Below are 22,099 nucleotides of genomic sequence, written 5' to 3'. Positions count from 1 at the left end.
TAGTCTGGTAGGACAAGGGGGCGTATAGACCAGCGGATTTGGGTTGCCAAGAGCCAAAATCACGCGGCCACCGGTGTCCGGCGTACACCGCCCCGCGACATCCAAGTGACGATGCAAATCCCGCCCAGCGCGATCATTACATAGCCAAGCTCGGGGCTGCTTTCAAAGAACACACGGTTGGTTGTCCGGCCCGGCAAAAAGTTGGCCAATCCAGCGATCAAAAGCCCCTGCCCGTAGAGCCCGACCATGTGGTTGCGGTGTGCAGCGACGTTGCCTTGGGTGATGTGCCAAATGCCCATCGTCACCGAATACAGCGTCAGGAACGCAAAAAAGTGGATCGGGCTCAGCCCCCACAAAACATCAAAGCTATGAATAAAGAACGACGACAGCGCCGTCGCGACCATGGCCAGCACCCAGAAGTAACCAACCGTCTTATGCAGCCGTTTGCGGCGACGCGGGAAAATGGCAATGGGCCCAATCAATAGGCTGATCATGGCAACAGCCACGTGAAACTGAACAACGGGTGGTGCGGCAAAGAGCGGATCAAGTGTCATAGGGTTTTTCCTTTTGTCTGGTCGTGTTAGCAACACCACCCAAACCCTTAGCGTTCCGCAATTCCGGATACGCAATTTGCAGGAGAGCTTCGTGAGTACCGGCCAAATGCAACACGCGCTTCGTGAAATGCGGGGTGTTCTTAGCGACCCGCGTGCTTGGGTGACCCTTTTGGGCGTGTCATTGGCGCTTGGGTTGGCGGGACCGTTTGGGACTGACCAGAACCTGTCGCTGTTGCCGCGCTGTCTCTATTGGATGGCGATCGTGTTTGGCACGTTCAAGATCGGTGTCTTGATGTCTGTATTGACAGAACCTTGGCGGCTTGGCCGACCAATCTGGGTCGCCCTCACTTGTTTGGCCGTCCTCGACGGGATCATGGTGTCAGTATGGCTCTTTTTATTGAACGGGATCGTCTACGGCATTTGGCCAGACCAGATTGGCTATGCGCTGTTGATCTTGGTAAATGCGACCGTGGTGTCCGGCATTGTTGTCGTGATTTTCCACGTCTTTAAACGCAAGACGATGTCTGACGATGACACCGTTCCACTTCTGGACCGCCTGCCCTTTGACAAACGCGGCGCCATTATCAGCCTCTCTGTCCAAGACCACTATACAGATATTCGCACGACCAAAGGGTCCGAGCTGATCTTGATGCGTCTCAGCGATGCGATGCGCGAAGTCGGGGCAACGACAGGATTGCAGGTTCATCGATCCCATTGGGTTGCGTTGTCCCAAGTCACATCAGCAAGCCGCACTGGCGACCGTGCCGAATTGACCATGTCCGACGGCACTGTCATTCCCGTCAGCCGCACTTATATACCCGCCGTACGTGATGCGGGCCTGTTGCCCAAGGGCAAAGGTTAAGCAAAATGGTTGAATGGATTACCAGCGTCGGGCTGACAGAATACGACGACGCCGTCGCATGGATGGAAACCCGTGCCGCCGCGATCCGCGCAGGAACCGCGGACGAGGCGATTTGGTTGGTCGAACATCCACCGCTCTATACCGCTGGAACCAGCGCCAAGCCTGTCGATCTGGTCGACCCCGATCGCTTTCCCGTCTTCGAGAGCGCGCGAGGTGGGCAATACACCTATCACGGTCCCGGCCAGCGGGTCGCCTATGTTCTGTTGGATGTCGGCGCGCGTGGGCGGGATGTGCGCAAATTTGTCCAAGCGATCGAAGATTGGATCATCGCCACCCTTACCGAATTCAATGTCACAGGGGAACGGCGCGATGGACGGGTCGGCGTCTGGGTCGCCCGCAATGACAAACCGCTCTCGCCCGATGGCACCCCGCACGAAGACAAGATCGCCGCGTTGGGCATCCGCTTGCGCAAATGGGTCAGCTTTCATGGCCTCAGCATCAATCTCGAACCGGACCTGTCGCATTTCGACGGCATCGTGCCATGCGGTATCTCGCAGCACGGCGTGACGTCATTGGTCGATCTCGGCCTGCCCGTAACAATGGACGATCTTGATCTCGCGCTGCGCCGTACGTTTGATATGCAATTTTCCAACGGGCCTCTGGCCCGCCAGATTGATTAACTAGTCGGACCCGCGAAGATCCTCTGGTCCGATGCGGTCAGCAAGATGCATCAACCACGACAGCACGTCCCGCTCGTCTGCCTTTAGATCAGAGCGATCCAAAATGCTCAGAGCTGAGCCGCGCGAGCTGGGCCAGCGATTGTAGAAATCAACAAGGTCACAGGTCGGCTGAGCGTTTGCCACGTTCGGTATGTCCTTTTGGTATGTCATACCGACAACCTAAGGGAGTAATTCGGGCAACTCGCGTGAAAAAAATGTGAAGTCCCTTGGATAAAGGGGATAGGCAAGGTTACGCTCATAACAGACCCGCAAGGGACTTGGAAAAACGTGACTAAAAAACGACTAGAGATCAGCCTCTTTGGGGCCTGCACTGTCCACGGGATCGATGGGACAGGTTTTGAAATTACGGGAACAAAGCACAAAGCGTTGTTCGCCCTATTGGCGACGGCGCCTTTTGGGCGTCGGACATGCTCGTTTCTTCAGGAAACACTTTGGGACCGCTCGGACTATGATACCGGACGCCAGAGCCTGCGCCGCGCCTTGGCCGACATTAAAAAGGCAATGGGCGAAGACGCATTCAGCTGCCTGATTGCGTCAACCAATTCCGAAATCGCGTTGCAACTAGAACATGTACACTTTGTCGGCGAACCGGGGCGTGGTGAATTCCTCGAGGGGCTGAACCTGCGCGAAAAGGGATATGTCGAATGGACCGACAGCATCCGCAACAATCCTAGACAAATCTATTCCCTTTATGGGGCCAGCTTTCAGCCCATCACCAAGGCGATCCTGCCGTCGATCTCGATCCTCCCTTTCAAGATCATCATGGGCAGCCCAGACCATCAGGTCTTGGGCGACTGATTGGCCGAAGAAACATGTCGGGCGTTGTCTCGCTCGAATCTGATCGCAGTGATTTCGCATTTGTCAGCGCGTGAGATCGCGAAACAGCCCTTTGTCTTGAAGGATGTCCGCGACAACCTAGCCGTCGACTATTGTGTGACCGGCAGCCTGCGGGTGCTCGATGACGAAGTGATCCTTGACGCTGACTTTATTGACGCCACATCGCGGGTCATCCTCTGGACACGGCAATTCTCAGGTTCGGTGCGTGATTTCTTGCATGGCGACGGCGCCGCAGTGTCCGAGATTGTTAAAACAGTTGGCCGCACCATTGCCAGCGATGCCATCGCCCACACCAAAGGCTTGCCTGTCAACGAAATCGAAGATCACCGTTTGCTGGTGGCTGGCATCGGCTTGATGCACCAGCTCAAACTCGAGAGCTTTGCCCGCAGCCGCGCCATGCGCTGGTGCATCAATTGCGACACCAGCGCCTGGATCAACGTTTCCCAGAACCCGTGCAAGCCGCCCATGCCCCAACAAATCATTAGCACCGGCACGCAAAACAAACACGTCTGCTTCGGTCTTTTACAAACCTACCACTAGGTTCCGGCTCTGAACCATTGTCGCCGCACGGTCTTGGCCAGCTGAAACCGACGCTACGGCAAACGTTTCACCTAGATGCGCCCAGACATCCGCACGACCTGTCGCATCGTCGCCCATTTCCAGAACCCGCAGGCGCGTATCGCCACCAATCCGGCTCAAATGATATCGGGCATTCCGCATAGGCGGGTCAAACACCCGATGCCGCGGTCACACTCGGGCGCCAGCGGGTCAAAAAGACGGCCCAGTGCCTCGTCCATACCAAACGGAGCATTCAAATACTCGGCTGGTACATGATACGCAGCCCCACGCAGCAGACCCCGGAGCCCAGCAAAATCGCTCTTGTCCAAAAGCACGTCAGCCCGTGCCTCGACGTCAATCCGTTTCATTGTGACCCCCATCAGATGCGGTCCAGTAGGTCTGGATCTGTCTTCCACATCGCGCACCCCACCGGCGGCGTTGTCCTAAAGTAATCACGAAATGCTGTGACTGGCGCCTGAGAAAAGTGTGAAAACCTCGAGGACCTCGGACAATTTTCTCTAAATGGTCAGGTTTCTCTAAATGGTCAGGAATTAAGCAACACAGCCTCTGTTGCCTGCGCCAAATTAACCCACCCCAAATACTGCATCCTTTATTGCCCATCGCGGCAAGGGCGATTAGAACGCCGTAAAAGCCGATGGGGACATCCGACTCGTCCTTCGTTGGTCTGTAGCCAAGATAAATGGGAGAGCCCTATGGCAGACGCCGCCATCCACGGCCATGAGCACGAAGATCAGCGCAACTTTTTCACGCGCTGGGTCATGTCCACAAATCACAAAGACATCGGGATCCTCTACCTGTTCACCGCAGGTGCCGTAGGTTTCGTCTCCGTTCTCTTCACTGTTTACATGCGCCTCGAGCTTATGGAGCCGCAGGTTCAGTACATGTGCCTCGAAGGTGCACGTTTTATCGCAGATAGCGCTGCAACCTGTACGCCAAACGGCCACCTCTGGAACGTTATGATCACCTATCACGGTGTCCTGATGATGTTCTTTGTAGTTATTCCGGCCCTATTCGGCGGTTTCGGCAACTACTTTATGCCGCTGCAGATCGGCGCGCCGGACATGGCGTTCCCTCGCATGAACAACTTGTCGTTCTGGATGTATTTTGCAGGTACGTCGCTGGGTGTTGCTTCGATGCTTTCACCAGGTGGCAACGGCCAGCTTGGTTCGGGCGTGGGTTGGGTTCTCTATCCGCCGCTCTCGACATCTGAGGCTGGCATGTCGATGGACCTCGCGATCTTTGCGGTCCACGTCTCGGGTGCCTCTTCGATCTTGGGTGCGATCAACATGATCACAACCTTCCTGAACATGCGCGCACCAGGGATGACCCTGCACAAGGTACCGCTGTTCTCTTGGTCGATCTTTGTCACAGCTTGGCTGATCCTCTTGGCACTGCCAGTGCTTGCAGGTGCGATCACCATGCTCCTTACCGACCGTAACTTTGGCACAACGTTCTTCCAGCCAGAGGGCGGCGGCGACCCGATCCTGTACCAGCACATCTTGTGGTTCTTTGGTCACCCAGAGGTCTACATCATCATCGTGCCGGGCTTTGGTATCATCAGCCACGTTATCGCGACGTTCTCTCGCAAACCGATCTTTGGCTACCTGCCAATGGTCTACGCGATGGTTGCAATTGGCGCGCTGGGCTTTGTCGTGTGGGCGCACCACATGTACACAGTCGGCATGACACTGAACCAGCAGTCCTACTTTATGCTGGCGACGATGGTCATTGCGGTGCCCACGGGGGTCAAGATCTTCAGTTGGATTGCCACGATGTGGGGCGGTTCGGTCGAGTTCAAGACACCGATGCTCTGGGCATTCGGCTTCTTGTTCCTCTTCACCGTTGGTGGTGTGACCGGCATCGTTCTGTCGCAGGCTGGCGTCGACCGCGTCTATCACGACACATACTATGTGGTTGCGCACTTCCACTACGTGATGTCGCTGGGTGCTGTGTTCTCGATCTTTGCAGGTGTTTATTTCTATCTGCCGAAAATGTCGGGCCGCATGTATCCTGAATGGGCAGGTAAACTGCACTTCTGGATGATGTTCATCGGTGCCAACATCACCTTCTTCCCACAGCACTTCTTGGGTCGCCAAGGTATGCCACGCCGCTACATCGACTACCCAGAAGCGTTCGCATATTGGAACTATATCTCCAGCTGGGGTGCGTTCTTGTCCTTTGCATCGTTCGTGTTCTTTATCGGCGTGCTGTTCTACACATTGTTCGCCGGTCGCCGTGTGACCGAGCCGAACCCATGGAACGAGTATGCGGATACGCTCGAGTGGACATTGCCGTCCCCTCCCCCAGAGCACACATTCGAAACCCTGCCCAAGCAGGAAGACTGGGACAAACCGCACGCCCACTAAGGGTACGCGCATCTCTCAATGCCTTATGAATGGGTAAAACAGATTGATACGGCCTCGGAGAATTCCGGGGCCGTTTCTGCATCCGGCGACGGCATCATCGCCGAACTACACCTTTGGCCCTATCGGTCCTTGCCCAAACGCGGCTTTGCGACCTTTATCGCGATCACCTGTGCAATTATCGCCCTGCCATTGATTGCGATGCTTGGCTCACCGATCTTGTGGGGGCTGCTTCCGTTTATCGTGCTGACAGTGGGCGGAGTATGGTGGGCGATCCAGCGCAGCTACAACGACGGGTCAATCCTCGAACAATTGGTTCTGCGTCGCGAGCTCGTTCAGCTCACCCGTCAAAACCCCCGCGGCTCTGATCAAAACTGGGACGCCAATCCGTATTGGGTGGACTTGCAACTCCACCCCACCGACGGGCCAGTTGAAAATTACATCACACTGCGAGGCAACGACCGCGAGGTCGAACTGGGCGCGTTCCTAACGGTCGAAGAACGCGAAACCTTGTTTGGGGAATTGCAGCAGGTGTTGGTCGCCGTCCGCTCTTATGCGTCGCGCAACCCGTAGGCTGTCGCAGTGACCCGATCACGCTGGGTCTGTTCAATCAATGCACGGTTCTTTGCGATGATCTCTGGATCCGCGTAGCCACGCGGGTGATCCAGATGCAGCATACGCGCGCTATACCGGATCCGGTGCGGTCGCACCCCTGCATGCCGCAGACGGTAGCCAAACTCGCGATCACCACCGCCATAGCCGATACGTTCATCAAACCCGTTGATCTTTAGAACGTCGGATTTCCAAGCAGATGAATTGTTGCCGTTAAACGTAGGCGACACCCTAAGAAGATGATCCAGAATAGACGCGACGCCCCATTCCTTTGCCCCCAGCTTACGTGCGACAGACCCTGAAACCGGCCCCAACTCCCGCAAGCCTTTGGGCGTGAAAATCTGCGCAGCCGCCACGTGATTTTGGGTGATGGCCTGACTGACCTGATTACTAAGCCGACAATAGGACCCCGACAAATAGTGCCCGACCCGTGCCCGCGCACGGTGGGTTGCGATCAAATCCGGCTCAGGGATGCAATCGCCGTCGGTCATCAATAGATAATCACCTGTCGCAGCCTCAATGGCACGGTTCAGGATCGTCCATTTGGCAAAGCCCGTGTCAGAATGCCAAACATATCGGTGGCTCAGCCCTGATGCCACAAGCGCTGCCTTGTTTGCGGCGACAACCTCGTCTCGCGACCCGTCGTCCGCAATCACAATTTCAAAGTGACGATCTGTCTGACCGGCATAGCCCCACAACACTTTTTGCAGCCGCTCTGGCGTGTTGTAGGTCGAAATCAGAACCGAGATCAGCGCAGGCTGGGCCATCCCAAATGCCCTAGCCCAGCTTGGCCTTGACCATCGGCCCGACGCGACCAAAATCCATCTGGCCGGTGTATTTGCCTTTGAGCACGCCCATGACCTTACCCATGTCCCGAATGCTTTCGGCACCGGTTTCTGCAATCGCAGCCGAGACGGCAGCATCTGCTTCGTCATCGCTCAACTGTTTGGGTAGGTAGTCTTCGATAATACCAATCTCGGTGCGCTCTTTTTCGGCCAACTCGAGCCGCCCGCCTTCGTCATAGGCCCGCGCGCTCTCTTGGCGCTGTTTGACCATCTTGCCCAGAATCGCAAGGATATCCGCATCTGTTGTGACCACTTCGTCACCAGTGCCACGGGCATTGATCTCACGATCCTTGATCGCGGCGTTAATCAACCGCAGTGTCGACAAGCGGTCAGCGTCTTTGGCTTTCATCGCATCTTTGAGGCTGGTTCCAATCCGAGTGCGCAAATCCATGATGATCCCCGTTCATGTGCATCTATCAGAGGCCTGACACTATCCCCGGATGCCGCGCGATACAACACACAGCCCCCCACGACGTGCCGCCACAATAAACAGACGTGGTAATTTCGGCGCAGGTGCTTTGGAGCCCTTGACCCTCTCCGGCCACCCCCTTATTGCACAGACACTTTGGCCGCTCGGGGGATCAGTTGATATGTCGATGACGCAACCGCAAAAACCTACAGCCTGCCTCGCTTTGGCGGATGGCACTGTATTCTACGGATTTGGCTTTGGAGCCACCGGCGAAACTCAGGCTGAGTTGTGTTTTAACACCGCAATGACGGGCTATCAGGAAATCATGACCGACCCGTCTTATGCGGGGCAAATCGTGACCTTTACCTTCCCGCATATCGGCAACACAGGCATCACGCCTGAGGATGACGAAACCGGCGATCCAGTCGCCGCGGGCATGGTCGTCAAATGGGACCCGACCGAGCCATCGAACTGGCGTGCATCCGGCGAGCTGACCGATTGGTTGGCCGCACGTGGCCGCATCTGCATCGGTGGCGTCGACACACGGCGTCTGACCCGTGCGATCCGCCAGCAAGGCGCGCCCCATGTCGCACTAGCCCACGACCCCGATGGCAATTTTGACGTCGAGGCGCTGGTCGCATCGGCCCGCGCATTCTCTGGCCTCGAAGGTCTGGACTTGGCGAAAACTGTCACCTGCGCACAATCCTACAAATGGGGTGAAATGCGGTGGGCATGGCCAGACGGCTACACCAAACGCGACACACCCGGTCACAAGGTCGTAGCGATTGATTATGGCGCCAAACGCAACATCCTGCGCTGCTTGGCCTCGGCTGGTTGTGACGTCACCGTCCTGCCTGCGACAGCAACATCCGAGGATGTGCTGGCCTTGAACCCAGATGGCGTATTCCTCTCGAACGGCCCCGGCGATCCCGCCGCGACAGGTGAATATGCTGTGCCAATGATCAAAGAGATTTTGGAAAACTCTGATGTCCCCGTGTTTGGCATCTGCTTGGGGCACCAAATGCTAGCCCTCGCTCTGGGTGCTAAAACGATCAAGATGAACCACGGCCACCACGGAGCGAACCACCCTGTCAAAGACAACGAGACAGGCAAGGTCGAGATCACATCGATGAACCACGGCTTTACCGTCGATAGCCAAACGCTGCCCGATGGTGTGCTGGAAACCCATGTGTCGCTCTTTGACGGATCAAACTGCGGTATCCGCATGGCTGACCGGCCTGTGTTCAGCGTTCAATACCACCCAGAAGCCAGCCCCGGCCCGCAAGACAGCTACTACTTGTTCGAGCGGTTTGCCGATGCAATTTCTGCGCGCGCCAGCTAAGCCCTTCTTTTACCAAGATTAACGCGCCGTTAACCTTGGGATGTAAGTGTCGCCTCTGGGACAATAGGGACACTGCGGGCAATGGGACTGCTCAAGACGCCAAAAGGGACGATTGCGACGAACGGCGGCCTCTCGCTCGATGCTTTGCTGATCTCGCATGGCCGCGCAGGCGCGCGGGCTGTTGAAACTGCACGCAGAGCGACAACAATCCAAGGCGTACGAGTGGCCGACATCCTGCGGCTCAACGGGCGGGTCGCGGCAAAACCTCTGCTCGAACTCGAAGCTGAACGTCAGAACCTGACGATCATCAACCCCGTTGCACAACCCCCAAACCCGCTGTTGATGGATCGGCTTAATCCGCGCTGGTGACTCAAGCATTCAATCCTGCCGTGGCGGACTGCGGGGGGTGTCACCATCATACTGACAACAGAACCTGACCAAGTCGCGCAGCATCTTGGCCACCTGCAATCCCATCTCGGCCCTGTTCAGGTTGCCATTTGTGGCCATGCACGGCTCATGCGGTCCATCCAATCTTTGCGCGCGCCCCAGCTGGCCACCCTCGCCGACACTCGGGTTCCGCTTAACGAAAGCTGCCGCAACATGCGCCCGACAAGGACCGCTTTTGTGTTTCTCGCTGTGCTGGCCGTGATCCTTGTTGCTGGGGTCTTATCACCCTTGGTGACCTTTGCCGTTTTGGCAGGTTGGGCGATCCTGACATTGGCCTGCAGCACCATCATGAAGATCACAACCGCGGTCCTGCATCTACGTGGGACCTCTGCCCCGCCCTCTCGGTCCGCCCCGCCGATCACGGAACGCATGCCTGTCGTGTCGATCATGATCCCGCTGTTCAAAGAAGAAGAAATCGCTGGCCGGTTGCTGGAACGCCTCAAGGCATTGGAATACCCCCACGAACTGCTCGATATCCTATTGGTCCTAGAAGAAGATGACGACACGACGCTCACCGCCTTACAAAACACGGTCCTGCCAGATTGGATCAGATCCATTCGGGTGCCGCGCGGGATCATTCAAACCAAACCACGCGCGCTCAACTACGCGCTCGATTTTTGTCGGGGCAGCATCATCGGCGTCTATGATGCCGAAGACGCGCCCGCACCCGACCAAATCCGTAAAATGGTTCTACAATTTTCCACATCCGATCCTAAAACTGTTTTTCTTCAGAGGGTTCTGGATTTCCACAATGCGGACAGCAACTGGCTGGCTCGGTGTTTCACAGTCGAATATGCGGCGTGGTTTCGCGTCATTCTCTCCGGTCTTTCGAAACTCAACCTTGCAATTCCACTGGGCGGAACGACCCTGTTTTTCAGACGTGACGCGCTAGAGCACCTTGGCGGATGGGATGCGCATAACGTGACCGAAGACGCTGACTTGGGCATTCGTCTGGCGCGACATGGCTACCAGACCGAGCTTTTGGCATCGACCAGCCAAGAAGAAGCGAACGCACGCATGTGGCCGTGGATCAAACAGCGCTCTCGTTGGCTAAAGGGCTACGCAGTCACCTACGGTGTGCACATGAGAAACCCCGCCGCCCTATGGCGTGATCTTGGGGCGTCGCGGTTCTTTGGGATCCAGCTGATCTTTGCCGGCACGCTTTCGCAATTTCTGCTCGCACCGCTGCTCTGGTCGTTTTGGCTGGTCCCGCTTAGCCTGCCCCACCCGCTCGTTGGTGTGATGCCGCACTGGGGGTTCATCGCAATCGCGCTTACGTTTTTCGCGTCTGAGATCGCTGGCATTTTTGTGGGGATGATCGCGGTGCGTGCCACTGGAAAACCACGCCTTATGAAATGGGTGCCCACCCTGCATCTGTATTACCCGCTCGGGGCAATTGCATCTTACAAACGCATATGCGAGCTGGCCCGCAAACCGTTCTACTGGGATAAAACCGCCCACGGCATCATGACGCCTACTCTGCCGCCTGAACCGCCCGCGCATCCAGTTTCAGACGGGTGACATAGGCCGCCGAGATGTGATCGCGCAGCGCCGAATAGGCCGCATCTCCGTCCTTGGTCTCAATGGAATGCACGATTTTGTCATGCTCTGCGATTGTCCCAGCACCGCGCCCTTCGGCCGACAGTGACGTGGTCGCCAGCAACGCCATAGACCGATAGACCAAATCCAGTTGCCGCACCAAAAACCGGTTGTGCGACGCAAGGTGGATTTGTTTGTGAAATCTGCGATTTGCACGGCTCAATGCATCTGGATCATCGGTGAGGCTTTTATCTTCTTCCAACATGTCGCGCAGAACGCGGACCTCTTCGGGGGTTGCATGCAGCGCGGCCAAACGTGCCGCCAACCCTTCGAGCTCGCCACGCACAACATAGAGTTCGGCCAATTGGTTGTGGTCCAGTGATGCTACGATCAAAGACCGCCCATCGCGCGTGAGTAACGACTGGGTCTCCAACCGTTGTAGCGCCTCGCGGATCGGCGTGCGTGACACGCCAAACCGGTCCGCCAATTCGCTTTCGACCAACCGGTCTCCGGGGCCGTAAATACCCACATCAATCGCATCTAGGATCATGCGATACGCATCTTTTTGAGGTTGCCGTTGGTCTGCCATAGTCCCGCACCGATCATTTTGTCAGTCTTCGCTGACACTAGCGGCAATTCAACGAGCCGATCAAGCGAATCCGCGTTGTCAGCTTGACGCACCTGCCCTAGCCTAATCCGATGATACGCCAAGACTTCAGCCAAACAGACACATGGGTCTTTGACCTCGACAATACGCTCTATCCGCCCCACATGCGGCTGTTCGATCAGATCGAAGTCAAAATGACTGACTATGTATCGACCGCTTTGGGTGTCGATCCAACCGAGGCGGACCGCCTACGCGGCCACTATTGGGAAACGCATGGCACCACGCTTGCGGGATTGATGCGAGAACACGACCTAGATCCCGATCCCTATCTCATAGCCGTTCATGACATCGATTTTAGTGTTCTAGACCCCGATCCCGCACTGGCTGCCGCGATCAGCGCGCTTCCTGGGCGCAAGATGATCTACACCAACGGCACAGCCCCCTATGCGCGCAATGTGCTGGCCGCTCGCGGGCTCTCGGACCTGTGGGATGCAATCTACGGGGTCGAACACGCCGACTATCACCCTAAACCAGATCGCGCCGCCTTTGACCGTGTGTTTGGGACAGACGGGTTCGACACAACCCGCGCAGCGATGTTCGAGGATGATCCGCGCAATCTGGAACAACCGCACGCGATGGGGCTGCGTACGATCCATGTCGCCCCTGCCCCTGTGATCGCACCCTATATTGGCGATCATACCCCTGATCTGACGGCATTCTTGTCGCAGCTGGTCTGACAGGCCTTTCCTCAATGGCCGTGGCGGCCTATCTGAACAGTATGAAAGAACAAACTGATATCCTTGTGTCCGGTGGCGGTGTCGCCGGCCTCGTGGCCGCAATCGCGTTTGGGAATGCAGGCTTTGACGTGATCTGCGTCGATCCAACCCCTCCTGTGACAGAGCGTGATGCCGAAGGGTCTGACCTGCGCACCACCGCGTTTCTACAGCCCGCACGTGACTTTCTCGACTTGATCGGGCTGTGGTCCAGCTTTGACAGCTATGCGACCCCGCTGACCACGATGCGAATTGTGGATGCCAGCAGCGATGACCAGATCACTCGCGATTTCGTATCCTCCGACATCTCGGACCGCCCCTTTGGCTGGAATCTGCCCAATTGGCTGTTGCGCCGCCAAATGCTCGCCCATTTGGGCCGCCTACCCAATGTGCAATTCCGCGCAGGCGTCGCCACCACATCGGTCTTTACCCGTCAGTCCGAAGCACGCGTCAAACTCAGCGATGGCACCACCGTTCTCGCGCGCCTTGTGATCGCGGCAGACGGTCGCGGATCACCCATGCGCGAGGCGGCTGGCATCGACGTAAAAACCACACGTTTCGGACAAAAAGCACTCAGTTTCGCCGTCACTCACGACGTACCACACGACACCGTCTCGACCGAAGTGCACCGCTCGGGTGGCCCCTTCACATTGGTCCCCTTGCCCGATCACGACGGCAAACCCTGCTCGGCCGTGGTCTGGATGGAAGACGGCGCCGAGGTGACGCGTCTCTTGGCCTTGGACCCAAAGGAGTTTGAGGCAGAAGCCACCGATCGGTCCGCCCATGTCGCGGGTCAGCTACGTCTGGCCACCCGCCGCACGGCGTGGCCAATTATCAGTCAAATCGCCGACCGGATGAGCGCAGAACGCATCGCGCTGATCGCCGAGACGGCCCATGTGGTGCCACCCATTGGCGCGCAGGGTCTTAACATGAGCCTTGGTGACATCAAGGTCCTGCTTTCCCTCGCACAGGTCAAACCAGACACCTTGGGCGATGCTGAAATGCTGGACGCGTATCACCGCAAACGGATGTCCCCGACCAAACTGCGCGTGTCGGGGATCACGTGGCTCAACCGCGCGTCGCAGGCCGATCAACCCATGGCCCAAGCCGCCCGCGCGATGGGTTTGCGCGCGCTGCACGGATCAGGAACCGTGCGCAAGTCGTTGATGAAGCTAGGCTTGGGCGCGTCTGGTTAACCCAGAACCGCATCCAGCGTTGGCTCGAGCCGCGCCAGTGTTGCGTCGACGTCCCGCAGCTTGTCCAATCCAAACAGGCCCAAACGGAATGTGCTGAAATCCGCAGGCTCGCCCACTTGCAGCGGGACACCAGCCGCGATTTGCATCCCTTCAGCGGCGAATTTCGATCCGTTCTTGATCGCAGGATCATCCGTATAGCTGACCACCACACCGGGTGCCGCGAAATCACCATGGGCTACGGACCGCACACCGCGTTCAGCCAGAGCCGCGCGCACGCGGTTGCCCAATTCCAATTGCGCCTCGGCCATCCGGTCAAAGCCAAACTCACGGCTTTCAATCATTGTGTCGCGGAATTCGCGCAGGCTGTCTGTCGGCATCGTCGCATGATAGGCATGACCTCCCGCGAGATAGGCTTCCATGATGTTTGTCCATTTCTTAAGATCCACGATAAAGGAATTGGCCGTCGTCCCTTCCATCACATCGCGCGCACGCTGGGACATCATCACTAGGCCGGCACAAGGGGTCGAGGACCAGCCCTTTTGCGGGGCCGAAATCAACACATCCACGCCCGTCGCCGCCATATCCACCCAGATGCAGCCCGATGCGATACAATCCAGAACCATCAACGCGCCGACGTCATGGGCCGCAGCGGCGAGCGCTGTGATATAGTCGTCAGGCAGGATCAGACCTGCGGATGTTTCAACATGCGGTGCAAACACAACGTCCGGCTTGGCCTCTTTGATCGCCGCGACGACCTCGTCGATGGGTGGCGGTGCATAGGGCGATTGGCCCTCGTTTCCTGTTGTCTTGGCCATCATCACGGTCGTATCCGCGGCAAAATCTCCGGCGTCGAAAATCTGTGTCCACCGGAACGAAAACCACCCGTTGCGCACGATCAATGCATGTTTGCCACCAGCAAACTGCCGCGCCACCGCTTCCATACCGTAGGATCCACCGCCCGGAACAACGGCGACATGATCCGCGTTGTAGACGTCTCGCAGCATGTCAGAGATGTCGTTCATCACGCCCTGAAACGCTTTGCTCATCGAATTCAGCGACCGGTCGGTAAAGACCACTGAGAATTCGGACAGACCATCAGGGTCAACGGTGCTCTTAAAGGTATCAGGCATGGTATTCTCCTCTGTTACCATAGAAGTAGAACGCGCATCTGGCCGTTGCAAAGTCTATTTTGGTATACCGAGTTCTAGATCGGCCCCATCCGGCGCTCTTCGGAAAGCAGAACATTGGATTCGATATCTCCAACACCGGGCAATGTCATGATCCGGCGTCGCAGCACCCGCTCGAAATCGGCCAAGTCCCGTGCAACCACCCGCAAACGGTAGTCATACAGCCCCAACACGTGATCCACTGACTGTACCTCTGGGATCGCCGTGATTGCGCGTTCGAAATCCTCGAGACTGACGCGCCCTTTGGTCGCCAGTTTGATCCCCAAAAATACCGTGACCCCAAATCCGACAGCCGCACTATTCAGCCGCAGACGCCGTCCCTTTAGAACGCCAGCGTCCTGCAACCGTTTGATCCGGCGCCACATCGCAGGCTGGCTTAGCCCAAACTGGCGCCCTAACGCCCCCGCCGATAGGCGCCCATCGCCGGCCAATGCCAACAGGATGTCGCGGTCCATTGCATCCATCTGGATCACAGCGGCACCCCCGTTTCATCCTTGATCCGGCTGACCAGCATCAACGCTTCGATATCGGCAATATGGGGCAGCGTCAGGATATGGTCCCGATAGAGCTGTTGGTAATCCGCCATGTCACGGGCCAGCACGGACAGCCGCACATCAACCCGCCCCAGAAACGTCTGGATCTCGATCACCTGCGGAACCGCACGTGCGGCCGCAATGAAATTATCAAAGGCACGGGTTTGCGTTTTGTCCAATGCTACCCGCAACGACACCTCGACCACATAGCCCAACGCGGCCCAATCAATCACCGCTTCGACACCTTCGATCACACCCGATTGGGCAAGCTTGTCCAACCTCCGCGTGGCCTTGGCCGCAGACAAACCCGCTTGGGTCGCCAAATCAGCGAGGTTCAGGTCGGGGTCTGATTGATAAAGCCGCAAAAGACGGCGATCCACATCATCAAGCATGAAAAATCTACTACCACGCCAATCAGAGAATGATAATCCTGAATTTTGTGGAAATAGTCAGATATTCAATCTCGAAAATCACCTAACCCCACCCTACAACACTGATCAGATACAAACCTCAGGGAAAAGGACCGCCACTATGCGCGTTTATTACGATCGCGATTGCGATGTGAACCTCATCAAAGATCTCAATGTTGCCATCCTCGGCTACGGCTCGCAGGGCCACGCCCACGCACTGAACCTGCGCGACAGTGGCGCCAATAACCTCGTCGTTGCTCTGCGCGAAGGCTCGCCAAGCCAAGCCAAAGCCGAAGGCGAAGGCCTCAAGGTTATGGGCATTGCCGAAGCTGCGGCTTGGGCTGACGTAATCATGTTCACAATGCCCGACGAACTGCAGGCTGAGACATACAAAAAATACGTCCACGACAACATCCGTCCGGGTGCAGCGATTGCATTTGCACACGGCCTGAACGTGCACTTTGGCTTGATCGAGCCAAAAGAAGGCATCGACGTGATCATGATGGCGCCAAAAGGCCCAGGTCACACAGTTCGCGGCGAATACACCAAAGGTGGCGGCGTCCCGTGCCTTGTTGCTGTTGACACAAACGCATCTGGCCGCGCGCTGGAAATCGGTCTGTCCTACTGCTCCGCCATCGGCGGCGGTCGCTCGGGCGTCATCGAAACCAACTTCCGCGAAGAGTGCGAAACTGACCTCTTTGGTGAGCAGGCTGTTCTCTGTGGTGGCTTGGTCGAACTGATCCGTTGTGGCTTTGAGACATTGGTCGAAGCAGGCTACGCACCAGAAATGGCATATTTCGAGTGTCTGCACGAAGTGAAGCTGATCGTGGACCTGATCTATGAAGGCGGCATCGCAAACATGGATTACTCGATCTCGAACACAGCCGAGTATGGCCAGTACGTCACAGGCCCACGTATCCTCAAGTACGATGAAACCAAAGCCCGCATGAAAGAAGTCCTGCAGGACATCCAGCAGGGTAAATTCGTTCGTGACTTTATGCTCGAGAACGCTGTTGGTCAGCCAACACTCAAAGCGTCGCGTCGCGCAAACGACGAGCACATGATCGAAGAAACCGGTGCGAAACTGCGTGGCATGATGCCATGGATTTCCGCTGGCAAGATGGTCGACAAATCCAAGAACTAAGCGGCGCCCGCCTCTTAGATCTGCGAATGGCCCCAAGGGATCTCGGGGCCGTTTTGCATTTTATGATTGCTGGACATTGCCTGCGTGCTTTGGTCAAAGCGGTTCATGACATCACACCCCACCGCGACAAACTGGTTATCGATATTCCTGCTCGGATTGATCTGGGGCGGAACCTTCATGGTCGTGACCATCGCGCTCGAAGGGTACGGCCCTTTGACCGTCGCTTGCGCACGCACCACTTTGGGGGCCGTTTCGTTGTTGGTGTTGATGTGGGCCTTGGGCCGCCCGATTCCACTCGGTACAATCGTCTGGGGCTATCTTTTGATCACCGGCATCCTGAACACGGCGCTTCCCTTTGCCTTGCTGTCGTGGGGCCAACAATACGTTCCATCGGCATTTGCCGGAATTTCGATGGCGGCCTTGCCTCTCTTTGTATTGCCGCTCGCGCATTTCTTTACCGATGAAAAACTAACCACGCGCAAGACAATCGGCGTCATCGTGGGATTTTTTGGCGCCGCCGTGTTGATTGGACCAAATGCTCTGCGTATCGGGCAAGGTATTGAACCAATTGCACAATTGGCCTGCCTGATGGCCTCTCTGTCCTATGCCGTGTCCAGTATTTTAACCCGTAGATGCCCGCCAGTCGACAGTATCTCGATGGCGGCAATCACGCTCGTTGTAGGGTCGGTTTGTCTGATCCCCGCCATGCTCGCGTTCGAAGGGATACCAGAATGGGTCCCGACCCGCGCGGGCTATGCGATCATCTTCCTAGGGCTGGTGCCGACCGCCTTTGCCGCCCTGTTGCGGGTGCAAACCATTCGCACCGCAGGGTCGGTCTTTATGACATTGGTCAACTATCAGGTGCCCGTTTGGTCGATGATCTTTGGTGCATGGATCTTGTCAGAAGCCTTGCCAATACACTTCTTCGCGGCCCTAGCATTGATCTTGGGCGGTTTGGCCATCATTCAATGGGCAAGCCTGAAATCCCTGTTGCGCCGCTAGGCTGCCGCTTCAACTTCGGCGACGATTCCATCAACGACCTGCTCTAGCAACGCGTTATCTTCGCATTCAGCCATGACGCGCACCAACGGCTCGGTTCCTGACTTGCGGATCAACAGACGCCCCGTCCCGACCAAATCAGCCTCAGCTTGAGCAATCGCAGCTTTGACCAGTGCTGCATTCAACGGATCAGAACCCGCATCATAGCGCACGTTTTTCAACAGCTGTGGCACTGGCTCGAATGTCCGTGACAACGCGCTCGCTGGTTTCCCGCTGCGCTGCATTTCCGACAGGAATTGAAGCCCTGCAATCAGGCCATCACCCGTCGTCGTATAGTCAGTCATAACAATATGCCCAGACTGCTCACCGCCTAGATTGTAGCCACCATTGCGCATTGCCTCGACCACATAGCGGTCTCCGACGCCAGTGCGCTCTAGGCGCAGACCTTTGGCCTCGAGATGCCGCTCTAACCCGAGGTTCGACATAACTGTCGCTACCAAAGCACCGCCACGCAGCATGTCCATTTCGGCCCAACGGGTCGCCATCAACGCCATCAACTGATCGCCGTCACAGACCTGACCGTTCTCATCTAGAACCATCACACGGTCGGCGTCACCATCCAGACAAATGCCCACATCGGCATTGTGGCTCACGATCGCGTCAGCCGCTGTTTGCGTGCTGGTCGAGCCACAATTTTCATTAATGTTATAGCCATTGGGCGAGGTCCCGACAGGGATCACTTCGGCACCCAATTCCCACAGAACTTCCGGGGCACAGCGGTGCGCCGCGCCGTTGGCACAGTCAATCACGACCTTCATGCCATCAAGCCGCTGACCTGACGGAAACGTCGATTTAACCCGCTCTTGGTAGCGAAAACGCGCGTCATCCACACGTTTTGCCCGTCCAATATTATTGGCCTGCGCGGGCACCAAATCACTAAACACCAGCGCTTCGATTTCGGCCTCGGCCTCGTCCGACAGCTTGAACCCATCAGGGCCAAAGAACTTGATCCCATTGTCATGATGCGGGTTGTGGCTGGCGGAAATCATCACGCCGACATCCGCACGCATCGAGGTGGTCATCAATCCCACTGCAGGTGTTGGAACTGGCCCTAACAACAGCACATTCATACCGGTCGACGTTAGACCCGCCGTCAGCGCATTCTCGAACATATAGCCCGACAACCGTGTATCTTTGCCGATCACCACACGGTGGCCGTTCGATCCGTCATTACGGAAATACCGTCCCGCAGCCGCACCGATTTTGAGCGCCATTTCGGCGGTCATCGGATATTGGTTTGCTGTGCCTCGAACCCCATCGGTCCCAAAGAGCTTGCGCATTTTACTATGTTCCTTACCCATCAAACAGGCACGCAATAGATGCGGCTTGCTTCACAAATATGATGCCAACTGCAGTGCCTGCTGTGTAGGGGAAATATCATGAACCCGCAACATCTGCACCCCCTGAGCCGCGCTATGCACTGCAATCGCAACCGATCCATGCACACGGTCTTGGGCCTCGTCCGTACCTGTCAGTGTCCCAATAAAGCGTTTGCGCGATGCGCCCAGTAAAATAGGGCATCCTAACCCATGAAACGCCGATATACGCCGCAGTAGTTCTAGGTTGTGATCTAGTGTTTTGCCAAAGCCGATCCCCGGATCGACCATGATCTGATCGGCAGAAATCCCCGCTTTGATGGCCGCGTTGACCCGCTCTTCGAGGTAGCCATACACATTGCTGACCACGTCCGTGTACTGCGGGTTGTCCTGCATCGTCTTGGGATCACCCTGCGCGTGCATCAGACACACTGGCACGCCAGCACGCGCCACAACCGCCGCTAAATCGGGGTCATGTGTCAGGGCCGATACGTCATTGACCAACGATGCGCCCGCGGCCAAAGCCGCTTCAGCAACCGCTGCTTTGCGCGTATCGATCGAGATCGGAACATCCGACTGCGCGCGGATCGCCGCGATCACTGGTGCGGTGCGCGCGATCTCGTCCGCGACGTCGACATATGCCGCACCAGGCCGCGTGCTTTCGCCGCCAATGTCCAGAATGTCAGCCCCCTGTTCCACCATCTCGAACGCGCGCGCCACGGCCGCGTCGGGGGCATTGAATTGCCCACCGTCGGAAAAGCTGTCTGGCGTGACATTCAAAATGCCCATGATGGCTGGGCGCGACAAATCCAACCCCGCAATCTGTGGTGCGGGTCTGGCCCAAGCCGCGAGAACCTCTGCTGGCACCGCGTCCATCAGGACAATACCGCTCCCGACCTCTTCGGCCTGCGCGGCCCAAACGGCCCCGCCTGCAATCTGCATCGCGGCCCCTGGACGCGCGGGATCAGTGATTGGAATGGGGCGATAAACAGGGCTCATAACGTGGCCTCGTCTACACCGACGATCCGTGCGCCATCACACAGACGCCCAATCGAGACAAGCTCGACCGCACCGACGAAGCGTGCGAACCACGTCGCCAAAACACCTGCGTCCGTGCGATCGGGGCCGTCGACCGCATCCATCACGATCTTGGACGGGGCCCAAACGCTAAGCTGCCCATTGCGCATCCCCCAATCCAGTTCGGTCATCGTACCAACCACAACACATCGCGGGTCACGGTCCATCAGGGACCACGCGACTTGTTCGGTCGCCAATAGATCAATCCGGCGTTGCGCCGTGGCACTGTCAACCGCTGGGACATCCCCCGCTCCGACGCATAAAATAACCGGTGCATCACCTGCAGCCAGCTGATCCAGCCACCCTGCAAAATGCGGTGACGCAATCGCCGCGTCTGACAGCAAAACGACACGTGGATGCAGGGCCACTTGGGCCGTTGAACCATCCCCGTCGCCTGCGCGCTCGCGCACGATCTCGACCCCCAGGGCTCCGCCGCCGCGATCCAGTTTTTCGATCCGAACAAACACCCGCATCGCTGGGGGTTCACGCAGAATACGCTCAGCCACCCGGTCGGCCAAGGTCTCTAACAGGTTCAACCGCTCGGCGGCCAGTTCGGCGTCAATAGCCTCGGTCACGCGATCATAGGACAGGATACGGTCAACATCGTCCGCGACGTCATCGGTCGCAGGCCGCACCTCGACCACGATGCTAAAGCTGATGCGCTGCGTCATATCGCGTTCGGCCTGAAACGCGCCAATCTCAACATCCACAATATGATCGCGCAGCGAAATCCGATCGCGCGGCGCGGGCGTCGTCGCAGTTGCTCGCACCTCGGGGTGGGCAAATGCCATTTCGATTTCAGTTGTCATGGCTCACGCCCTCTCGCTCAGCTGCCCGTATCTACAGTGCCGTGTAGCACCGCACAAGCATCCGGCGCGAGATCAGTTTGACGCAGTGCGCGTTGGCTGGCGGTAGAAATGGTGCGATCCGATGGTCGTGGTCCGCGGAAACTTGCGGGACCAGTTCGGGCTCACCGCGCGCGTATGATAATGCGTGGCGCCATCTGTCAATGTCCGGGGTGCGCCATCCATCAAAATCTGCGCGACCTTGCTAACCTTGGCAAAGGCTGCTGGCTCCGAAATGACTTCGGCCTTGCCGTCACAGGTATATGTAAACTGACAGGCAAACTTGCGCCCCGTGCCTTGGTTAATGACACCGCACAGCGAATTTGGATACCGGCGGTCATCGACACGGTTCAGGATTACCTCGGCGACCGCAAACATGCCCCGTACGCTTTCGCCCCGCGCCTCAAAATACAGCGCCTCGGACAGACAGCGCCACTCGGGTCCACCTGTCGCACTCGGAACACCTGCAAGAAACGCGTTTGAATACTCTGGCTCTGCCGGACGCACCGGAATGTTGCGCGCCTGAGCGGATGGCGGGGTCGTCAAAACACCCGCGCGGCTGGTTGGAATTGCCTCCATTGCGCTGCGCTCTGCGCCCAAGAGCGACCTAAGCCGCGTCTCAAGAACAGACTGTGCAGATCCAGCGGATCCAATGCACAAAGCGGCCACAGCGACCAAAACCAAACGAAAAGAAGTCATTCCAAATCCAACAGACATGCACGATCAAGCCACCGCAAGGCACGGCTCGTCTAGTGCAGAAGTCCCTAAACGTCCACCCAAGCGGCAAATCACGCAGTGTCAAACGCCCAAACACCTATATTTT

General features: G+C 57.2%; 27 protein-coding genes. 13 read left to right on the top strand and 14 right to left on the bottom strand.

Going from position 1 to position 22,099, the window contains the following annotated elements:
- Positions 1-59: 59 nt before the first annotated feature.
- Entirely contained in the window at positions 60-554 is a 495-nt protein-coding gene (locus tag TR2A62_RS00230; protein ID WP_009160168.1) for a DUF2306 domain-containing protein, read from the bottom strand.
- Positions 555-645: 91 nt separating this feature from the next.
- Between TR2A62_RS00230 and TR2A62_RS00225 the strand changes: the two genes are divergently transcribed.
- Positions 646-1,416, top strand: a complete 771-nt coding sequence (locus tag TR2A62_RS00225; protein ID WP_150103434.1) for a LytTR family DNA-binding domain-containing protein — start codon at positions 646-648, stop codon at positions 1,414-1,416.
- Between the two features lie 5 nt (positions 1,417-1,421).
- Positions 1,422-2,096, top strand: coding sequence for a lipoyl(octanoyl) transferase LipB (lipB, locus tag TR2A62_RS00220; protein WP_009159018.1), 675 nt, complete (start codon positions 1,422-1,424; stop codon positions 2,094-2,096).
- On the opposite strand, the gene TR2A62_RS00215 is transcribed toward lipB, so the two are convergent.
- Complete coding sequence (locus TR2A62_RS00215; RefSeq protein ID WP_150103433.1) at positions 2,097-2,306, bottom strand: hypothetical protein; 210 nt, start codon at positions 2,304-2,306, stop codon at positions 2,097-2,099. It lies immediately after the preceding gene.
- Positions 2,307-2,423: 117 nt separating this feature from the next.
- Between TR2A62_RS00215 and TR2A62_RS17425 the strand changes: the two genes are divergently transcribed.
- Complete coding sequence (locus TR2A62_RS17425; protein ID WP_009160641.1) at positions 2,424-2,954, top strand: hypothetical protein; 531 nt, start codon at positions 2,424-2,426, stop codon at positions 2,952-2,954.
- Positions 2,955-3,533: a hypothetical protein gene (locus TR2A62_RS17420; protein ID WP_009157678.1), complete on the top strand. Its 579-nt coding sequence runs from the start codon at positions 2,955-2,957 to the stop codon at positions 3,531-3,533. It begins immediately after the preceding gene.
- Here the strand turns inward: TR2A62_RS17420 and TR2A62_RS18285 are convergent.
- Positions 3,516-3,692 (bottom strand): hypothetical protein, encoded by a 177-nt coding sequence (locus TR2A62_RS18285; protein ID WP_009157743.1) that lies wholly within the window; start codon positions 3,690-3,692, stop codon positions 3,516-3,518. The genes TR2A62_RS17420 and TR2A62_RS18285 overlap by 18 nt on opposite strands.
- Entirely contained in the window at positions 3,689-3,919 is a 231-nt protein-coding gene (locus tag TR2A62_RS00205) for a hypothetical protein (protein WP_150103431.1), read from the bottom strand. The genes TR2A62_RS18285 and TR2A62_RS00205 overlap by 4 nt, the downstream gene beginning before the upstream one ends.
- 345 nt (positions 3,920-4,264) lie before the next feature.
- On the opposite strand from TR2A62_RS00205, the gene ctaD reads away from it, so the two are divergent.
- Positions 4,265-5,938: a cytochrome c oxidase subunit I gene (ctaD, locus tag TR2A62_RS00200; protein ID WP_009160264.1), complete on the top strand. Its 1,674-nt coding sequence runs from the start codon at positions 4,265-4,267 to the stop codon at positions 5,936-5,938.
- A gap of 18 nt (positions 5,939-5,956) precedes the next feature.
- On the top strand, positions 5,957-6,508 hold the full coding sequence (locus tag TR2A62_RS00195; protein WP_009159496.1) for a DUF2244 domain-containing protein: 552 nt from the start codon (positions 5,957-5,959) through the stop codon (positions 6,506-6,508).
- On the opposite strand, the gene TR2A62_RS00190 is transcribed toward TR2A62_RS00195, so the two are convergent.
- Entirely contained in the window at positions 6,487-7,314 is an 828-nt protein-coding gene (locus TR2A62_RS00190) for a glycosyltransferase (protein WP_009158094.1), read from the bottom strand. The genes TR2A62_RS00195 and TR2A62_RS00190 overlap by 22 nt on opposite strands.
- Positions 7,315-7,324: 10 nt before the next feature.
- Entirely contained in the window at positions 7,325-7,783 is a 459-nt protein-coding gene (locus tag TR2A62_RS00185; protein WP_009160272.1) for a GatB/YqeY domain-containing protein, read from the bottom strand.
- 199 nt (positions 7,784-7,982) lie between these two features.
- Here TR2A62_RS00185 and carA point away from each other — a divergent pair, with 199 nt between their 5' ends.
- From carA to TR2A62_RS00170, 3 genes are all read left to right on the top strand, one after another.
- Entirely contained in the window at positions 7,983-9,143 is a 1,161-nt protein-coding gene (gene carA / locus TR2A62_RS00180; RefSeq protein WP_009160659.1) for a glutamine-hydrolyzing carbamoyl-phosphate synthase small subunit, read from the top strand.
- Positions 9,144-9,224: 81 nt separating this feature from the next.
- Positions 9,225-9,512, top strand: a complete 288-nt coding sequence (locus tag TR2A62_RS00175; RefSeq protein ID WP_009158417.1) for a hypothetical protein — start codon at positions 9,225-9,227, stop codon at positions 9,510-9,512.
- 147 nt (positions 9,513-9,659) lie between these two features.
- On the top strand, positions 9,660-11,111 hold the full coding sequence (locus tag TR2A62_RS00170; RefSeq protein ID WP_150103430.1) for a glycosyltransferase: 1,452 nt from the start codon (positions 9,660-9,662) through the stop codon (positions 11,109-11,111).
- On the opposite strand, the gene TR2A62_RS00165 is transcribed toward TR2A62_RS00170, so the two are convergent.
- A complete protein-coding gene (locus TR2A62_RS00165; RefSeq protein ID WP_009160652.1) occupies positions 11,065-11,718 on the bottom strand; it encodes a GntR family transcriptional regulator in 654 nt (217 codons plus the stop codon). The genes TR2A62_RS00170 and TR2A62_RS00165 overlap by 47 nt on opposite strands.
- A gap of 110 nt (positions 11,719-11,828) precedes the next feature.
- Between TR2A62_RS00165 and TR2A62_RS00160 the strand changes: the two genes are divergently transcribed.
- Both TR2A62_RS00160 and TR2A62_RS00155 read left to right on the top strand, forming a co-directional pair.
- Positions 11,829-12,473, top strand: coding sequence for a pyrimidine 5'-nucleotidase (locus TR2A62_RS00160; RefSeq protein WP_009159714.1), 645 nt, complete (start codon positions 11,829-11,831; stop codon positions 12,471-12,473).
- Positions 12,474-12,514: 41 nt separating this feature from the next.
- Complete coding sequence (locus TR2A62_RS00155; protein ID WP_040820951.1) at positions 12,515-13,705, top strand: UbiH/UbiF family hydroxylase; 1,191 nt, start codon at positions 12,515-12,517, stop codon at positions 13,703-13,705.
- On the opposite strand, the gene TR2A62_RS00150 is transcribed toward TR2A62_RS00155, so the two are convergent.
- From TR2A62_RS00150 to TR2A62_RS00140, 3 genes are all read right to left on the bottom strand, one after another.
- Complete coding sequence (locus TR2A62_RS00150) at positions 13,702-14,835, bottom strand: aminotransferase class V-fold PLP-dependent enzyme (protein ID WP_009159083.1); 1,134 nt, start codon at positions 14,833-14,835, stop codon at positions 13,702-13,704. The genes TR2A62_RS00155 and TR2A62_RS00150 overlap by 4 nt on opposite strands.
- Before the next feature lie 74 nt (positions 14,836-14,909).
- Entirely contained in the window at positions 14,910-15,356 is a 447-nt protein-coding gene (locus TR2A62_RS00145) for an Lrp/AsnC family transcriptional regulator (RefSeq protein WP_369699509.1), read from the bottom strand.
- A 5-nt stretch (positions 15,357-15,361) separates the two neighbouring features.
- Positions 15,362-15,817 (bottom strand): Lrp/AsnC family transcriptional regulator, encoded by a 456-nt coding sequence (locus TR2A62_RS00140; protein WP_009159125.1) that lies wholly within the window; start codon positions 15,815-15,817, stop codon positions 15,362-15,364.
- A 139-nt stretch (positions 15,818-15,956) separates the two neighbouring features.
- Between TR2A62_RS00140 and ilvC the strand changes: the two genes are divergently transcribed.
- Positions 15,957-16,979, top strand: coding sequence for a ketol-acid reductoisomerase (ilvC, locus tag TR2A62_RS00135; protein ID WP_009158563.1), 1,023 nt, complete (start codon positions 15,957-15,959; stop codon positions 16,977-16,979).
- Between the two features lie 105 nt (positions 16,980-17,084).
- Positions 17,085-17,981 carry a DMT family transporter gene (locus tag TR2A62_RS00130; RefSeq protein WP_040820950.1) on the top strand — a complete coding sequence of 299 codons (897 nt, stop codon included), beginning with the start codon at positions 17,085-17,087 and terminating at the stop codon, positions 17,979-17,981.
- Here TR2A62_RS00130 and glmM read toward each other — a convergent pair.
- The 4 genes from glmM to TR2A62_RS00110 form a co-directional block, all read right to left on the bottom strand.
- On the bottom strand, positions 17,978-19,318 hold the full coding sequence (gene glmM / locus TR2A62_RS00125) for a phosphoglucosamine mutase (RefSeq protein WP_009159963.1): 1,341 nt from the start codon (positions 19,316-19,318) through the stop codon (positions 17,978-17,980). The two genes, TR2A62_RS00130 and glmM, sit on opposite strands and share 4 nt — an antisense overlap.
- A 51-nt stretch (positions 19,319-19,369) precedes the next feature.
- Entirely contained in the window at positions 19,370-20,353 is a 984-nt protein-coding gene (gene folP, locus TR2A62_RS00120; RefSeq protein WP_009159779.1) for a dihydropteroate synthase, read from the bottom strand.
- The gene (locus TR2A62_RS00115) at positions 20,350-21,240 is read right to left on the bottom strand and encodes a dihydroneopterin aldolase (protein ID WP_009158524.1); all 891 of its coding nucleotides are present in this window, start codon (positions 21,238-21,240) and stop codon (positions 20,350-20,352) included. The genes folP and TR2A62_RS00115 overlap by 4 nt, the downstream gene beginning before the upstream one ends.
- A gap of 72 nt (positions 21,241-21,312) precedes the next feature.
- The gene (locus tag TR2A62_RS00110; protein WP_190275684.1) at positions 21,313-21,975 is read right to left on the bottom strand and encodes a cell wall hydrolase; all 663 of its coding nucleotides are present in this window, start codon (positions 21,973-21,975) and stop codon (positions 21,313-21,315) included.
- Positions 21,976-22,099: the final 124 nt, after the last annotated feature.

Origin of the sequence: Thalassobium sp. R2A62 (assembly GCF_000161835.1) — a bacterium.
Lineage (GTDB): Bacteria > Pseudomonadota > Alphaproteobacteria > Rhodobacterales > Rhodobacteraceae > Thalassobium.
This window is presented reverse-complemented; position numbering and strand designations above follow the sequence as displayed.

Excerpts from the sequence above, each read along its gene's own strand:
- TR2A62_RS00230 (WP_009160168.1), bottom strand. The coding sequence starts at position 554 with ATGACACTTGATCCGCTCTTTGCCGCACCACCCGTTGTTCAGTTTCAC.
- lipB (WP_009159018.1), top strand. The coding sequence starts at position 1,422 with ATGGTTGAATGGATTACCAGCGTCGGGCTGACAGAATACGACGACGCC.
- TR2A62_RS00215 (WP_150103433.1), bottom strand. The coding sequence starts at position 2,306 with ATGACATACCAAAAGGACATACCGAACGTGGCAAACGCTCAGCCGACC.
- TR2A62_RS00205 (WP_150103431.1), bottom strand. The coding sequence starts at position 3,919 with ATGAAACGGATTGACGTCGAGGCACGGGCTGACGTGCTTTTGGACAAG.
- ctaD (WP_009160264.1), top strand. The coding sequence starts at position 4,265 with ATGGCAGACGCCGCCATCCACGGCCATGAGCACGAAGATCAGCGCAAC.
- TR2A62_RS00195 (WP_009159496.1), top strand. The coding sequence starts at position 5,957 with ATGCCTTATGAATGGGTAAAACAGATTGATACGGCCTCGGAGAATTCC.
- TR2A62_RS00190 (WP_009158094.1), bottom strand. The coding sequence starts at position 7,314 with ATGGCCCAGCCTGCGCTGATCTCGGTTCTGATTTCGACCTACAACACG.
- TR2A62_RS00185 (WP_009160272.1), bottom strand. The coding sequence starts at position 7,783 with ATGGATTTGCGCACTCGGATTGGAACCAGCCTCAAAGATGCGATGAAA.
- carA (WP_009160659.1), top strand. The coding sequence starts at position 7,983 with ATGTCGATGACGCAACCGCAAAAACCTACAGCCTGCCTCGCTTTGGCG.
- TR2A62_RS00175 (WP_009158417.1), top strand. The coding sequence starts at position 9,225 with ATGGGACTGCTCAAGACGCCAAAAGGGACGATTGCGACGAACGGCGGC.
- TR2A62_RS00170 (WP_150103430.1), top strand. The coding sequence starts at position 9,660 with ATGCGGTCCATCCAATCTTTGCGCGCGCCCCAGCTGGCCACCCTCGCC.
- TR2A62_RS00165 (WP_009160652.1), bottom strand. The coding sequence starts at position 11,718 with ATGGCAGACCAACGGCAACCTCAAAAAGATGCGTATCGCATGATCCTA.
- TR2A62_RS00160 (WP_009159714.1), top strand. The coding sequence starts at position 11,829 with ATGATACGCCAAGACTTCAGCCAAACAGACACATGGGTCTTTGACCTC.
- TR2A62_RS00155 (WP_040820951.1), top strand. The coding sequence starts at position 12,515 with ATGAAAGAACAAACTGATATCCTTGTGTCCGGTGGCGGTGTCGCCGGC.
- TR2A62_RS00150 (WP_009159083.1), bottom strand. The coding sequence starts at position 14,835 with ATGCCTGATACCTTTAAGAGCACCGTTGACCCTGATGGTCTGTCCGAA.
- TR2A62_RS00145 (WP_369699509.1), bottom strand. The coding sequence starts at position 15,356 with ATGGATGCAATGGACCGCGACATCCTGTTGGCATTGGCCGGCGATGGG.
- TR2A62_RS00140 (WP_009159125.1), bottom strand. The coding sequence starts at position 15,817 with ATGCTTGATGATGTGGATCGCCGTCTTTTGCGGCTTTATCAATCAGAC.
- ilvC (WP_009158563.1), top strand. The coding sequence starts at position 15,957 with ATGCGCGTTTATTACGATCGCGATTGCGATGTGAACCTCATCAAAGAT.
- TR2A62_RS00130 (WP_040820950.1), top strand. The coding sequence starts at position 17,085 with ATGACATCACACCCCACCGCGACAAACTGGTTATCGATATTCCTGCTC.
- glmM (WP_009159963.1), bottom strand. The coding sequence starts at position 19,318 with ATGCGCAAGCTCTTTGGGACCGATGGGGTTCGAGGCACAGCAAACCAA.
- folP (WP_009159779.1), bottom strand. The coding sequence starts at position 20,353 with ATGAGCCCTGTTTATCGCCCCATTCCAATCACTGATCCCGCGCGTCCA.
- TR2A62_RS00115 (WP_009158524.1), bottom strand. The coding sequence starts at position 21,240 with ATGACAACTGAAATCGAAATGGCATTTGCCCACCCCGAGGTGCGAGCA.
- TR2A62_RS00110 (WP_190275684.1), bottom strand. The coding sequence starts at position 21,975 with ATGACTTCTTTTCGTTTGGTTTTGGTCGCTGTGGCCGCTTTGTGCATT.